Origin of the sequence: Salegentibacter mishustinae (genome assembly GCF_002900095.1) — a bacterium.
Classification (GTDB): domain Bacteria; phylum Bacteroidota; class Bacteroidia; order Flavobacteriales; family Flavobacteriaceae; genus Salegentibacter; species Salegentibacter mishustinae.
This window is the reverse complement of sequence record NZ_LLKN01000002.1, coordinates 1539639-1553504: the sequence shown is the minus strand read 5'-3', so window position 1 is coordinate 1553504 and position 13866 is coordinate 1539639. Positions and strand designations below refer to the sequence as shown.

Sequence of the window (13866 nt, the reverse complement as noted above, 5' to 3'; positions counted from 1 at the left end):
TCATTACCTCTAATAAGAACTATAATGAATTTTTTAAAAATTAGTTCTGAACAAGCATCAAATGCCGGAATGATGGAAATGATATTTAGATAGGTCCTGCCGTATTTAAGTCTCGATTATCGAGCAAATGTTATCATTTCTTAAAGTATTGGTTGATAATCTATAATACACCGTAACTTTACCGAAATAAAAGCATAAGATTTGCCCAATATTATCCCTAATTACTGGCAGGAATTCCTCAAATACCTAAGAAGCACTGACTTTTCTAAAGCTATGGTGCTTACAGTGGCTATAGGTTCACCCGTTGGAATTTTTATTTGGTTGGGAAATTTTGAGATAGGCACCGTCCTGGCAATGGGCGCTTTATTAAGTTCACCCAGTGATATCCCCGGAAGTTTTAGACACAGAAATATTGGAGTAATTATAGCAGCCTCACTTGCCGGAATTGTTTCTGTAATTATGGCTTATGCTTCGGCATACCTGTGGCTGGTTTTGCCACTTTTAGGCCTTTTAATGTTCGGCATTGCCTATTTGGCTGTTTATGGTTTTAGAGCTTCCCTGGTGGCTTTTGCTGGTTTATTCGCCATTGTATTGAGTTTTGCGAATATCTCTACTGAAATTCTTCCGTGGGAAAGAGGCCTTCTTATTACAGGTGGCGGTTTGTGGTATTTACTCTTGAGTAATCTTTGGACTTCCATAAACCCGAAACACCATACGGAGCAACTTTTAGCCGAATGTCTGGAGCTAACTGCCAAATACCTGAAAACAAGGGCGCATTTACTTACCGAAACCGCCGAAAGAGAAAAACTTCAGAAAGAATTATTTCTACTTCAAAGTGATCTTAATGAGAAACACGAAAGTCTTCGGAATTTACTCATTACCGCCAGGCGTGCTTCCGGGAATTCCAATTATGCGCGTAAAAGACTGCTAATTTTTATAGAATTGGTAGATATTTTAGAGTTGGCGATGGCCAATCCGGTAGATTATAAAAAGATGGATGAAGTCCTGGGGGAAGACCGGGAATTACTGGAACGCTTTAAAAAACTAATTAAAAAGATCGCTTTTCAGCTGGATGAAATTTCGGTAATTATTGAGAAGAAGAAAGAATCTTCCACCAAAGAAATTCGGGAGTATTTAAGAGGAATAGAAGAAAACTTTAAAGAAGTGCGCATGCTTATTTCTTCAGAAAATACCGAAAAGGCATTTCTACTTCAAAATCTATTCGATTATTTAGAAAAACAGGGACAAAAGATCAATACCATAGTAAGGGTTTTACATAATTTAGATACTCGGGAACCGGGTTTATTAAAAAATAAAGAAGTTTCACAGTTTATCACTCCGCAGGATTATGACCCCAAACTACTTGTAGAGAACTTTAATTTTGGTTCTCCAATTTTTAAACATTCTCTAAGGCTTGCCATTGTAGTTTTAATAGGGTTTAGCATCGGATTATATTTTTCATTTGAAAACGCTTACTGGATAATCCTTACCATCGTAGTGATTATGCGTCCTAATTACGGACTTACCAAAGATAGATCTAAACAGCGAATTGTAGGAACACTAATAGGCGCTGTAATTGCCCTGGGAATTGTTTTTGTAATTAAAAACCAGGTTGTTTATGGTATTCTTGGGTTGTTTTCCCTTACGCTGGCTTTTTCATTATTACAACGAAATTATCGTACCGCGGCGGTGTTTATTACGCTAAGTATTATTTTTATTTACTCGCTTTTAAAATCAGATGTTTTCAATGTAATTCAGTTTCGGGTTATAGATACTATTTTGGGAGCCGGCCTGGCTGCCCTGGGAAATCTTCTGCTGTGGCCGGCCTGGGAGTCACAACACATTAAGAGTGTGATTAAAGAAAGTATTAGCGCAAATAAAAAATACCTGGAAGAAATTGATAATTTTTACCACGAGAAAGGAACTTTACCAACGTCTTATAAACTTTCAAGGAAAAAAGCATTTCTGGAAATGGGGAATTTAAGCGCGTCTTTTCAAAGAATGACACAGGAGCCAAAATTCAAACAAAAAGAATTGGGCCAACTTTATAAAATTGTGGGCTTAAATCAAACTTTCCTTTCGGCTTTGGCTTCTTTGGGAACCTTTATTCAAAACCATAAAACTACAGCTGCTTCCAAAAATTTCGAGATTTTTGTTTCTCATATTTGTACAAACCTGGAAAATGCTAAAAAAGGTCTCGAAGACACTCAGGAGTTAAAAGACCTTGATCCTGCCCGAACCGAAAAGGCGGCTTCAGCTTTACTTAAAACCTATAAAAAGCTACTTGCAGAAAGGGAAAATCAATTAAAAGAAGAGCCCGAAAATGATCAAAGAGATGTACAACTGAGATTGCAGGAAGCGCAACTGGTGAGCAGCCAGGTACAATGGTTATTAGAAATTTCAGAAAATCTTCAAAAAACCATAGCGAAAACAAAATTCAGCTAAATGAGTAAACGCCAGTTAAAAAAATACCTCCAGGATTTAGACAAAGAACAATTGGAGGAGCAAATCGTAGATCTCTATGAGCGTTTTAAGCCTGTAAAAGTTTTTTACGATTTTGTGTTTAATCCAAGGGAAGAAGAATTAATGCGAAAGTCTAAACTAAAGATTTCTAAAGAATATTTTCCGGAAACCAGGCGTAAACCAAAAGCCCGAAGATCTGTTGCGCAAAAAGAAATCAAACATTTTAAGCAACTTGGTGTAGAACCGCATTTAACCGCAGATCTAATGCTTTTCAATATTGAAATTGCCCAAACCTTTGCTGAGGAAAAAAGCAATTTAAAAGAGGCTTTCTGTAAAAGTATATTCAAATCTTTTGAAGAAGCCGTGAAGTTTATTCTGAAGGAAGGAATTTTAGCAGAATTCAAACTTAGAATTCTAAAAATTGCTGCCGAAGCCGAAAGCCAGAACTGGCCTAATGCTTACAGGTTTGAAAAAATTGAAATGCAATTTCAGGATGCACCGTAATTACGTACTTTTGAGAAAATGAGATTTTCACTTCTTTTCTTTTTACTTCTTCTTTGCAATTACAGTTATGCCCAGCTAGGTTTTTGTGAAGGCAGTAAGGGCGATCCCATTTTTCACGAAGATTTTGAAGCCGCTACAGAACTTCCGTTAGGCACTACCAATTATAGCTATGTAAACCAGGATCCTCAAGATGGGGAGTATACGGTATCCAACCAGATCGGGAATTTTATTACTTCCTGGCATTCGAGTTTACCACTTAATACGATTTCTAACCGTAATGCTTTAATTGTAAATGCTTCATTCAATTCCGGCCGTTTTTACCGAACAGAGATTTCCGGACTTTGCGAAAATACCACTTATGAGTTTTCAGCTTTTTTAATGAATGTTTACGATAGGTCCAGTATGGTTTGTGAAAATGGAGGAATTCCTATAAATGTTCGGTTTGAGATTTGGGACGAAACCGATTCCAATTTATTAAAAGAAGGAAACACCGAGAATATTCCCTCGCTAAATTCCCCCGAATGGGAGCAATATGCGCTTACTTTTCAAACTGAACCAGGGCAGGAGGAAGTTATTCTTAAAATGTTTAATAATGGAGAAGGCGGCTGCGGAAATGACCTGGCTATAGATGATATAATCTTTAGGTCTTGCGGCGATCTTACTACAGTAACTTCAGAAAATGGAATTAACAGATTAGACGTTTGTGCTGAAGATGCTCCGGTAAGTCTTAGCCTTGAAGCTACGCCAGATTTTTCGGTATACAACTCACACGCATACCAATGGCAGGAAAGTAATGATAATGAAAATTGGAGCGATATACCGGGTGAAAATGATGAAGTTTACAATACTTCAGCTTTAAATACAACTCGATATTTTAGGGTAAAAGTGGCTGAAGATCCAGTGAATTTAAACACTAATTTATGCAGTTCTGTCTCGGAGATCTTTACTGTAAATATTCTAGAGACTCCTAATCCACCGGAAGGTGATGGCAATGTTAGTATTTGTAGCGACGAGGAAATTCCTGAATTGAGTGTAGAAGTTGAAGAAAATGAAACCGCAAATTGGTATGATGAAAATAATAACCTTATCGCCGAAAATACCGATTCCTATTTACCAGAATCAGAAGGGGTTTATTATGTTGAAGCTATTAATGAAGGCTTTGAGTGTGAACCCAGTTCAAGAATAGCTATTAATTTTACTATAAACGAAAGTCCGCAGGTAGATGATGAAGTTTTACAGCTTTGTAATGGTGGAAATCTTATTCTGAAGGCTGGTTTGGCGGGACTTACTTACGAATGGTCTACCGGCGAGACTACAGAAGAAATTGAAATAGATACACCCGGGAATTATAGTGTGATTCTTACCACTGCCGAAGGTTGTTCTACCGCGAAGAATTTTGAAGTTAACCAGGTAGATATTGCGGCGATTGAAAGCGTGAATTCCGATTTGCGGAATATTATTGTAACTCCTGCGAATGAAGGGGATTTTGAATATTCTTTAGACGGTAATTCTTATCAAACTTCAAATATATTCACTGCTGTTCCCGGTGGAATTTATACGATTTATATGCGTGATCTTTCTGCCTGTAATACGGTAACCAGGGAATTTCCTCATATTGTGATTCCAAAATTTATAACACCTAATGGGGATGGTTATAATGATACCTTCAGCATACACGGGCTCGAATATTTTCCTTCTTCAGAAATAAGAATTTTTGATCGTTATGGAAAATTATTAAAAGCGGGAACAGGGGAAACTTTTAATTGGAATGGTACCTTAGAAAGCCGCGCTCTTCCATCTAACGATTATTGGTATCACATTATAATTGAGGGTTTTAAAACCCTTATAGGATCCTTTAGTTTAAAGCGTTGAGACTTTTGTGATATTCTTTATTCGTTGTGAGTTTAGGCTAATTAATAGCATCGCAGCAAATAATAGAAGGATAATAGTACTAAAATCGAAATTACCATCAATCATAAATCCAACCAGCAAAGGACCTAAAGCAGTACTAATTACCATAAACATCGTAAACACACTTCTTATGGCGCCCATTTTTTCGGTTCCGTAAATTTCGGCAATAAGAGAAGTTTTAACTGTGCCTGCCATTCCGCCGGTAATTCCTGCAGTAATTAAAAATAGAAGTGCTCCAATAATGCTATCCATTAATGCAAAAGGGATTAAACCTAAGGTCATTGGGATAAGATAAATCCTGAACATTTTTTTAGCACTAAATTTATCAACCCAGGTTCCACCCAGTAGGGAGAATAAAAATCTCGAAATCGCATAAACCGTGAAAAAAGTAGCGTAGAGTTGTGGTGACCAACCTTTATCTTCCACAAAAACATATTGATAAAAGAAGATAGCCGTGTTTGTGAAACTTAAAATAAAACTGGCAGGCATCATAATGCCAAAGCGCTTATCGAAAACTACACCTTTGTAACCTTTTAGAAGCGACCAGGTAGATGGTTTTCCTTCGGTAGAAAGTTGTTTGTCAAAATCCAGGAGATTAGTAAACTTCAACCTTATTAAATATAATAATAAAGCCACACCACTAACAATTGCGGCAATGCGCCAATCAAAAAAGGCTATTATTGACGTGATAATTATTGGGAACACAGCTTCTCCCATTGAATATCCTAATGAGGAAATACTAAGTGCTTTTCCGCGGTTTTTATCAAAATACTTAGAGATAATGGTCATGCTTATATGACTCATTAGCCCCTGGCCGCATAGCCTAAGTCCGATTAAAGCCACGAAAAGTAACGCAATATGATAGGAAAGTCCCAATAAAATACTGGATAGTCCCAGGCTCAAGACGGTAAAGGCCGTAACTTTTTTTACCGGTCTATGATCTACGGTATGGCCAACGCTTAACATAATTATTGAAGCCGCTACGGTACAACCGGCATATATGGCACCAAAAGTTCCTTCGGTAATGGCAAAGGCTTTAACAATTTCGGGAACATATAGGGAAACAAGAAAGGTTTGGCCAAAACTTGATAAAAAGGTAAGCAACCATCCAAAACTAACTTTCTTAAAATTTCCGCTTAAAAAATTAAAATATTCCTTCAAAGTATGTTTTTCAAAATTTTCAAAGTGGCAAAGGTAAGCTTACAGAGAAAAAATTTAATAGCCAATAGCTTTAAATTCCTATAAAATATAAAAGCCACCCTTTTGAGGTGGCCTGACGTTTTTTTCATTTAAAACTTAATCCAATTTATTTTTTGGATTTTTCGTGTTTGGCTGGTTGCTTTTTAGGTGCTGCCTGTTTTTTGGGCTCCTTCTTTGCATCTTCCATTTTGTGTTTTCCTGGCTGTGCCATTTTATTAAATTTAATTGATTAACATAATAAAGATATGAATATAAGGATCTGGTTTTTAGTTAATTGTGAAATTGTTAACTTGTCTTTGAATTTCTAAAAAATAAAAACCTAATAGAAATCATATAAGCTTATTGAAAGCATTTATAATAATTTAAATGCAATTTGATTTGCTATTGTTTACATTTGAAATAAAACAAAGAATATCATTCTAAAATTGCAGTTTTAAATGAGTCAGAGTGAAGTTATAGAGAAGATAAAAGCACAGAAAAAACTACCGAATTTAAAATTCAGTATAAAAGAAAAAACCGAAGCTTTTACCAAAAATCTTTTTTACACGTTGTTTGATGAAGAGACGCCGGTAGAGGAGAACATCAAGAAATTAGGAAAAGATTTTGAAGAACTGGCAGACCTGGTTTGCTGGAAGCCAGATACGCCCTGTAGAGACATTTGGCAGGATTATTTGGATATGTTACCCGGAATCTTAAAAAAACTCAATAAAGACGCCGAAGCGATCTCAAAAAACGATCCTGCGGCAAATTCTATAGAAGAGGTTATTCTTTCTTACCCAGGATTTTTTGCCATTGCTATTTACCGCTTTAGTCATGAGTTTTATAAATTCGGACTTCCGCTTGTACCACGTTTAATGACCGAGTGTGCCCACGGACTCACAGGGACCGATATTAATCCCGGTGCTCAAATTGGTACTCCATTTTTTATAGATCATGCAACAGGAGTAGTTATTGGAGAAACTGCAGTTATAGAAGATAATGTAAAGATCTACCAGGGAGTTACGCTTGGAGCACTGTATGTAGATCGTAACTTAAAAAATATTAAAAGGCATCCTACCATAGAAAAAAATGTGACTATTTATGCCAACGCCACTATTCTAGGCGGGGAAACAACTATTGGAGCCAATAGTATCATTGGAGGAAATGTGTGGCTAACCGCTTCTGTGCCGAAAAATTCCATGGTTTCCCACACTCCTCAAATCAATATAAAAAATACGAGTAAGTAATGAACGATTCCATATTAGATCTCATAGGAAATACACCTTTAGTAAAAGCGCAAACTTTAGTTGATAATCCAAAGGTTCAGCTTTATTTTAAGCTGGAAGGCCAAAATCCGGGCGGAAGTGTGAAAGACCGCGCCGCTTATAATATGATTAAAAGCGCTTTAGATAGAGGTGATATCACCAGGGAAACCAAGCTTATTGAAGCCACTAGCGGAAATACAGGAATAGCCCTTGCAATGGTAGCCAGAATTTTTAAGCTAGATATTGAATTGGTGATGCCTGAAAATTCCACAATAGAGCGCGTACAAACTATGCGTGCCTATGGTGCTAAAGTTACACTTACCGATGCCGATGGAGGTATTGAAGGCGCCCGTGATTATGCGGAAGAGAAAATGGCGGGTGGCGATTATTTTATGATCAATCAGTTTAGTAATAACGATAACTGGCAGGCGCATTATAATACTACGGGCCCAGAGATTTGGAACGATACCAAGCATAAAGTAACCCACTTTGTTTCTTCTATGGGAACAACGGGAACTATTATGGGTACTTCTACCTTTTTGAAGGAAAAAAATAAAGAAATTCAAATTGTAGGAGTGCAACCAACCGATAATTCTCGAATTCCGGGAATTAGAAAATGGCCGGAAGCTTATTTACCTAAAATATTTACGCCAAAAAAGGTAGATCGTATTATGGAAGTAAGCGAAGATGATGCTGTGGCAATGACCAAAAAGCTCGCTACAGAAGAAGGCATTTTCGCTGGAATGAGCAGTGGAGGAGCAACTGCTGCCGCTGTTAGATTATGTAACGAGTTGGAGGAAGGTATTGTGGTAAGTATAGTTTGCGATCGTGGAGACCGTTATCTATCTTCTAATATTTTTGACTAAAAAATACTCCGGAAGTTGATAAACACAACTTCCGGAGTAAAAATAAAAACCCTGTTTTATTCTAAAGTAGCAACCGCAACGCCTGAGGCATCTCTGCTAACATTCATTTTCACATTTTTCCTGTTTTTTCCATTTTCAAGTTTTACTTTGTAAAATTCCTTATCAGGAGTCCAGCTGGATTTTGAATAGGCTAAATGCTTAGTACTTATAATCTTATATCCTTCGTTAGCTTTTAAAATTTCTACAATAGATTTATAAGGAAGATTAACATCTATAAAGCGCTGACTGCTGGAAGTGATTTCTCCATCTTCATTATAATGCACCCTTAAAGTACCCTTGCTAGTAACAAAGGTCACGGTGTATTTATTAAAATCTTTACCCTGGTTGGCCTCAATAAAATCTTCAATACTGAAGTTTTGTTTAGCGTATTTCAAAGGGTTCGCATGAAATTGCCCTATATAGTCTTCGCTAACCTTAAATGTTAGGGAATTTGAAGACTCATCGATTTCTAAAGATGTAGGATTAAATTCCATCTTTAATTCGTCTAGCTTAATAATACCTTGTGCATAAACCATCCCCGCAATGGCAAAACACAATAAGCTTAAGATTAGCTTTTTCATAATAGTTTCATTTAGAGATTAATAAATAATTGAACACCAAAGATAATCTAGCATTACTCGAGGTAAAACTACTTAAGTAGCATTAAACCAGAGTTTAACGATATTTAACTTATTTATTTAATTATTGATTGGTTGCTTTTTTTAGCAATAGAGGAAGGTTAATAACTTCTACTTCTTTTCTACCTATTTTTAGAATTCCTTCCTTTTTGAAATCCTGAAAATGCCTGTTTACCACTGCCCGCGTAGAGCCTATTAAATTGGCAATCTCTTCATTCGAGAGATCATTTATATACTCTAATTTTTGTGATTTATGATTAAGGTTTTTTAAAATAAGCCTCGCAAGACGGGCAGGAATATCAAAAAAAGTATGATTAACCGCGTAATCTTCCACGCTTAAGAGTTGCTGACTTACATAGGTAAGTAATCTTTCATTAAGCCTGGGATACATTTTTAACCATTTACGCATGGTAATAGTAGGAGTGGAAAGCATTTTTACTTCCTCCAAAGATTCGTAATAAATCTTATGATTGCAGTTATCAACTAAAGAAATCACATCAAAAAATTGATTCTGAATTAATAGAAATAACGTAAACTCCCGGCCGGTCTCTTTGTCGGTTTGGAATACTTTTAAACGTCCAGAAATTATAATATGAAATTTGTGCCTTAAGTTGGAACAATTACTGCAAGTGTGTGCCGGCCAGGTTTCTTCAACGAAATTTGAAGCAATATCTAACAGGATGTTTTGATCAAAATCCTTAAAAAGAATATTATTGCTTATGGTATTATAACCAATTCCGTTTGCTCCTCCTTTCAGCTTCATAATCACATAATTTGAAAAAATGAACCTACCGGAGGGAGGGAAAATGACACTTAAATTTAATCATTTTTAAGGTGCTTATTCGTATTTCTGTCCTAAATATTTCTTTAAACCTAAGAAATCAGCTATTTTTGCAAACTTGCAGTTTTGAACAAAAATTATGGCGGTGGAAACCTTTGGAATAGAAGACAAAAAAGTTGATAAGGAACTTTATGACTATCAGCAAAAAGATATAGACAAAATCTTTAATGTGATAGATGAGCATCCTGAGCATTATAACCTGCTTTACCAATTGCCTACGGGTGGAGGTAAAACGGTTATATTTTCGCAGATGGTGAGGGAGTATATTCAGCGAACTCAAAAGAAAGTGCTTATCCTAACCCACAGAATAGAGTTGTGTAAGCAAACCTCTAATATGCTGGATGGTTTTGGCGTGCGCAATAAGATTATAAACTCTAAGGTTAAAGAATTACCAGACCAGGAAGACTATATGTGCTTTGTGGCTATGGTAGAAACCCTTAATAATCGTTTGCACGACGAAAAATTAGAAATTAAGGATATTGGCCTGGTTATTATAGATGAGGCCCATTATAATTCATTCAGAAAATTATTTAAATTTTTTGAAAAGTGCTTTATTCTTGGAGTAACCGCTACGCCACTTAGTTCTAATATCAAGTTACCTATGAAAGATAATTACCGCGAATTAATCGTTGGTGATTCCATAGGCTCGCTTATTGAAAAAGGCTTTTTAGCCCGGGCAAATACATATAGTTATAACGTAGGCCTTACCAGTTTAAAGGTTGGAATGAATGGAGATTATACCGTAAAATCTTCTGAGGAACTTTATTCCAATATTTCCATGCAGGAAAAACTGCTAAATGCTTATTACGAGCGCTCCCGGGGAAAGAAAACACTAATATTTAATAACGGTATCAATACTTCAATAGAAGTTTATGAAACCTTTAGAAATGCCGGTTTACCTATTCGGCATTTGGACAATACCACCAGTAAACAAGATAGAAAAGATATTCTTAAATGGTTCAAGCATACCCCAGATGCCATTGTAACTTCGGTAAGTATTCTTACTACCGGTTTTGATGAACCTACGGTAGAAACCATTGTATTAAACAGGGCCACAAAATCACTAACCCTTTATTTTCAAATGATTGGACGTGGCTCCAGGGTGCTGCCAGGAAAATCTGAATTCAACGTTATAGATCTGGGTAATAACCTGGCTCGATTTGGGGAATGGAGTGCGCCGGTAGACTGGAAACAAATTTTTAGAGCTCCAGATTTCTATTTTGAAAATCTATTGAGTGATGAAGAAATAGAGCGAGAATTTAAATACGTGATGCCTCCGGAAATAAGAGAGCAGTTTTCAAATACCGAGGATGTAGATTTTGATGTGGAAGAGGCTTACGATAAAGTGATCAAAAAAGGATTAAGATCTAAAGCAGTTTTAGAATGGTCTATGGATCAACACGTAAAAATGTGCGTAGAAAATTCTGAAGATGTTTTTGATGCCCGAATTTTGGCTAAAGAACTTAAAGACGATATTTCTTCCAGAATTAAACAGTACTCTTATTGTATTAGTAAAAGTACCAAGAATTATCGCGATTGGTTAGAAGAAGATTATTCCCGAAAGCTAAGAATGGCTATCAATAAGGAATTCTAAAAATATCTATCTAAAATTATTTAACCGGTGCAATTGTAAAATTCACCGGTTTTTTTATGTGAATTCACTGTTGATTTTCCCTGGATTAACTGCTTTTCGTAACAGAAATGCCTTTCTCTAATATTCTATTAATCAAAACAAGTTAGAAGCTGAAACAAGTTCAGCTTGACGAAATTTAGACTTTTGGAACAGTCTCTTTTAATTTTTGTCTTTCCCGCCAAATAAACGCTTGAAAAAGCCTTTCTTTTTCTTCTTTTCCTCTTTTTCCTGTTTTTTCGGCTCATCTTTATCTCCGCCCCCAAATAAACGTTTAAAGAAGCCATCTCTCTTTTCAGGATCACAATCCATCATTTCTTTAATTTCTGAGGAAACGGGTCTAAATCTCGCCTGGGTTATTTCATTAAAACCGGATTCGCTATTCATTTTTTGCATGAGTTTTGCGAAAATCGGTAGGGCTGAATTTGCTCCCTGCCCAACATAGGTATTTCTAAAACCAATTCTATGATCGTCAGACCCAACCCAGGTTACAGCAAGCAGGTTAGGAGTAATGCCTACAAACCAACCATCTTTATTATTTTGAGTTGTTCCGGTTTTTCCGGCGATATCGTTTCTTAAACCATAAGTTGTTCTTAATCTTGTAGCGGTACCTTCGTTTACCGTGGCCTTCATCATTTCTATCATGATCTTCCGGTTGGTTTCAGAAATAGAACGATCTTTTGAGATTTCAGGTTTAAATTCGGCTAAAATATTGCCTTCGCCATCTTCAATTTTTGTGATATAAAAAGCCCTACTAGTTTTTCCTTCGTTTACAAAAGGAGTATAGGCTTCGGTTAGTTCGGTTAAACTTAGAGAAGCTGTTCCTAAAGCGATTGACGGTACTTGCGGTAGCTCTGAATTAATTCCCATAGCTTTAGCCTGGTTTACCACATTTTCAATCCCGGTTTCCATGAGTACTTTTACCGCAATGGTGTTCATAGATTTACTTAAGGCTTCCTTTAAGTTATAATTCATATGAGGATCATCCTCATCGCTACCAGAATTGGAAGGCGTCCAGCCATTCGCATAGGTTACTTCCCTGGCTGAAAAATATTCACAGGGTTCTATACCATTTTCCAGGGCGGCTGTATAAACAAATGGTTTAAAAGTAGAACCAACCTGGCGTTTACTTTGCGAAACATGATCGTACTGAAAATATTCAAAATCTATCCCTCCAACCCAGGCTTGCACCGCACCGGTTTGAGGTGTTAAAGCCAACATTCCGGCATTTAGAAATTTTAAATAATGAGCAACACTGTCTTTAGTGCTTACATTTCTGGTTTCAACTTTGTCGTAATCAAATAATTCGATAGGCTTTGTGTTATTTAGTTCCGCCATTATTTGACTATCGTTTTTCCCTTCTTTTTCGAGCCTTTTCCAGGCTGATGTTTTTTTAAGGGCATCTTTTACAATTTGCTGGTTAGTTAACCAGGGTGCAGCTGTTCCCCAGGCCGCTTCGTGCTGTTTTTGTAAATCTTTAAGATGTTCTTTTAAAGCTTCTTCAGCTAAAGTTTGCATTTTATAATTGAGGGTGGTGTGCACACTTAAACCGTCTCTATAAATATTGAATTTCTTTCCGTCTTTATTTTTAAGCGTATCCAGGATTTGACTTACATCTTTTCTTACCTGTGCTCTAAAATATGGCGCCAAACCTTTGTCATGACTGTAATTCTTATAATTAAGCACTAATTCTCTTTGCTTTGCTTCCTTAACTTCAGCTTCAGTTAAATATTCATATTTCCCCATTTGTTCCAGGACTACATCTCTTCGCAAGCGGCTTCTTTCAGGAAAAATTCTGGGGTTATATGAATGGGAAGCTTTTAATGTTCCTACTAAAACGGCGGCTTCTTCAAGATTGATCTCTGAAGTATGTTTTCCGAAGAACTTCATAGCCGCGCTCTCTATCCCGAAGGTATTATCACTAAAGGGAACGGTGTTGAAATAAAGCCTGATAATATCTTCTTTTGAATATACGTCTTCCAGTCTTTTAGCAATAATCGCTTCCTGGAATTTATTTACAACAATGCCTAATGGGCCATAATCTTTTCTCCCGTAGATATTTTTGGCCAATTGAAGGCTTATGGTACTCCCACCGCCGGCAGATTCGTCCTGAAGCAAAATAGATTTAAAAAATACCCTTAAAAGACTTCGATTATCAATGCCATCGTGTTCAAAAAACCGGGCATCTTCAGTTGCTACAAGTGCGTTAATTAAATGTGTAGGGAGTTCTTTATAAGTAATTGGTTGCCTATCGAAAACGTAGAACTTTCCAATAAGTTCACCATTGCTGGCCAAAACTTCGGTAGCCCTGTTTTGTTTAAGTTCTTTTAATTCGGTAGGGGAGGGGAGTTCGCCCCAGGCTCCAAAATAAATACTGGCAAAAAATAATAAGAAGATGGTAAAAAGGCTTGCCAGCACTATCAAAGCCCATTTTATTTTGGGATTTCTTTTAATCTTGTTTAGCATAGTAGGTTTAATTGCTACAAATAAACAAATACCATGCAAATAGGATTATATATTTAAAGATTAT

10 protein-coding genes are annotated in these 13866 nt (G+C 36.5%); 6 read left to right on the top strand and 4 right to left on the bottom strand.

All coding sequences use genetic code 11. The annotated features are described in order from the left end of the window. Positions 1 to 201: 201 nt before the first annotated feature. From APB85_RS09985 to APB85_RS09975, 3 genes are read left to right on the top strand one after another with little or no spacing between them, the layout of a single operon-like run. Positions 202 to 2445 (top strand): FUSC family protein, encoded by a 2244-nt coding sequence (locus APB85_RS09985; protein WP_229792216.1) that lies wholly within the window; start codon positions 202 to 204, stop codon positions 2443 to 2445. After that, complete coding sequence (locus APB85_RS09980; protein ID WP_057483216.1) at positions 2446 to 2967, top strand: DUF6155 family protein; 522 nt, start codon at positions 2446 to 2448, stop codon at positions 2965 to 2967. 18 nt (positions 2968 to 2985) lie between these two features. Beyond that, complete coding sequence (locus APB85_RS09975; protein WP_057483215.1) at positions 2986 to 4839, top strand: T9SS type B sorting domain-containing protein; 1854 nt, start codon at positions 2986 to 2988, stop codon at positions 4837 to 4839. Here the strand turns inward: APB85_RS09975 and APB85_RS09970 are convergent. After that, positions 4828 to 6039 (bottom strand): MFS transporter, encoded by a 1212-nt coding sequence (locus tag APB85_RS09970; RefSeq protein WP_057483214.1) that lies wholly within the window; start codon positions 6037 to 6039, stop codon positions 4828 to 4830. The genes APB85_RS09975 and APB85_RS09970 overlap by 12 nt on opposite strands. Positions 6040 to 6515: 476 nt before the next feature. Between APB85_RS09970 and epsC the strand changes: the two genes are divergently transcribed. Next, positions 6516 to 7304: a serine O-acetyltransferase EpsC gene (gene epsC, locus APB85_RS09965; protein WP_057483213.1), complete on the top strand. Its 789-nt coding sequence runs from the start codon at positions 6516 to 6518 to the stop codon at positions 7302 to 7304. Beyond that, the gene (cysM, locus tag APB85_RS09960) at positions 7304 to 8188 is read left to right on the top strand and encodes a cysteine synthase CysM (protein ID WP_057483212.1); all 885 of its coding nucleotides are present in this window, start codon (positions 7304 to 7306) and stop codon (positions 8186 to 8188) included. The genes epsC and cysM overlap by 1 nt, the downstream gene beginning before the upstream one ends. Before the next feature lie 56 nt (positions 8189 to 8244). On the opposite strand, the gene APB85_RS09955 is transcribed toward cysM, so the two are convergent. Both APB85_RS09955 and APB85_RS09950 read right to left on the bottom strand, forming a co-directional pair. Further along, the gene (locus APB85_RS09955) at positions 8245 to 8808 is read right to left on the bottom strand and encodes a hypothetical protein (protein WP_057483211.1); all 564 of its coding nucleotides are present in this window, start codon (positions 8806 to 8808) and stop codon (positions 8245 to 8247) included. Between the two features lie 121 nt (positions 8809 to 8929). Further along, on the bottom strand, positions 8930 to 9628 hold the full coding sequence (locus APB85_RS09950; RefSeq protein ID WP_057483210.1) for a Crp/Fnr family transcriptional regulator: 699 nt from the start codon (positions 9626 to 9628) through the stop codon (positions 8930 to 8932). A gap of 157 nt (positions 9629 to 9785) precedes the next feature. Here APB85_RS09950 and APB85_RS09945 point away from each other — a divergent pair, with 157 nt between their 5' ends. Then, positions 9786 to 11300 carry a DEAD/DEAH box helicase gene (locus APB85_RS09945; protein WP_057483209.1) on the top strand — a complete coding sequence of 505 codons (1515 nt, stop codon included), beginning with the start codon at positions 9786 to 9788 and terminating at the stop codon, positions 11298 to 11300. Between the two features lie 198 nt (positions 11301 to 11498). Here the strand turns inward: APB85_RS09945 and APB85_RS09940 are convergent, their stop codons facing one another. Further along, positions 11499 to 13802: a penicillin-binding protein 1A gene (locus APB85_RS09940; protein ID WP_057483208.1), complete on the bottom strand. Its 2304-nt coding sequence runs from the start codon at positions 13800 to 13802 to the stop codon at positions 11499 to 11501. Positions 13803 to 13866: the final 64 nt, after the last annotated feature.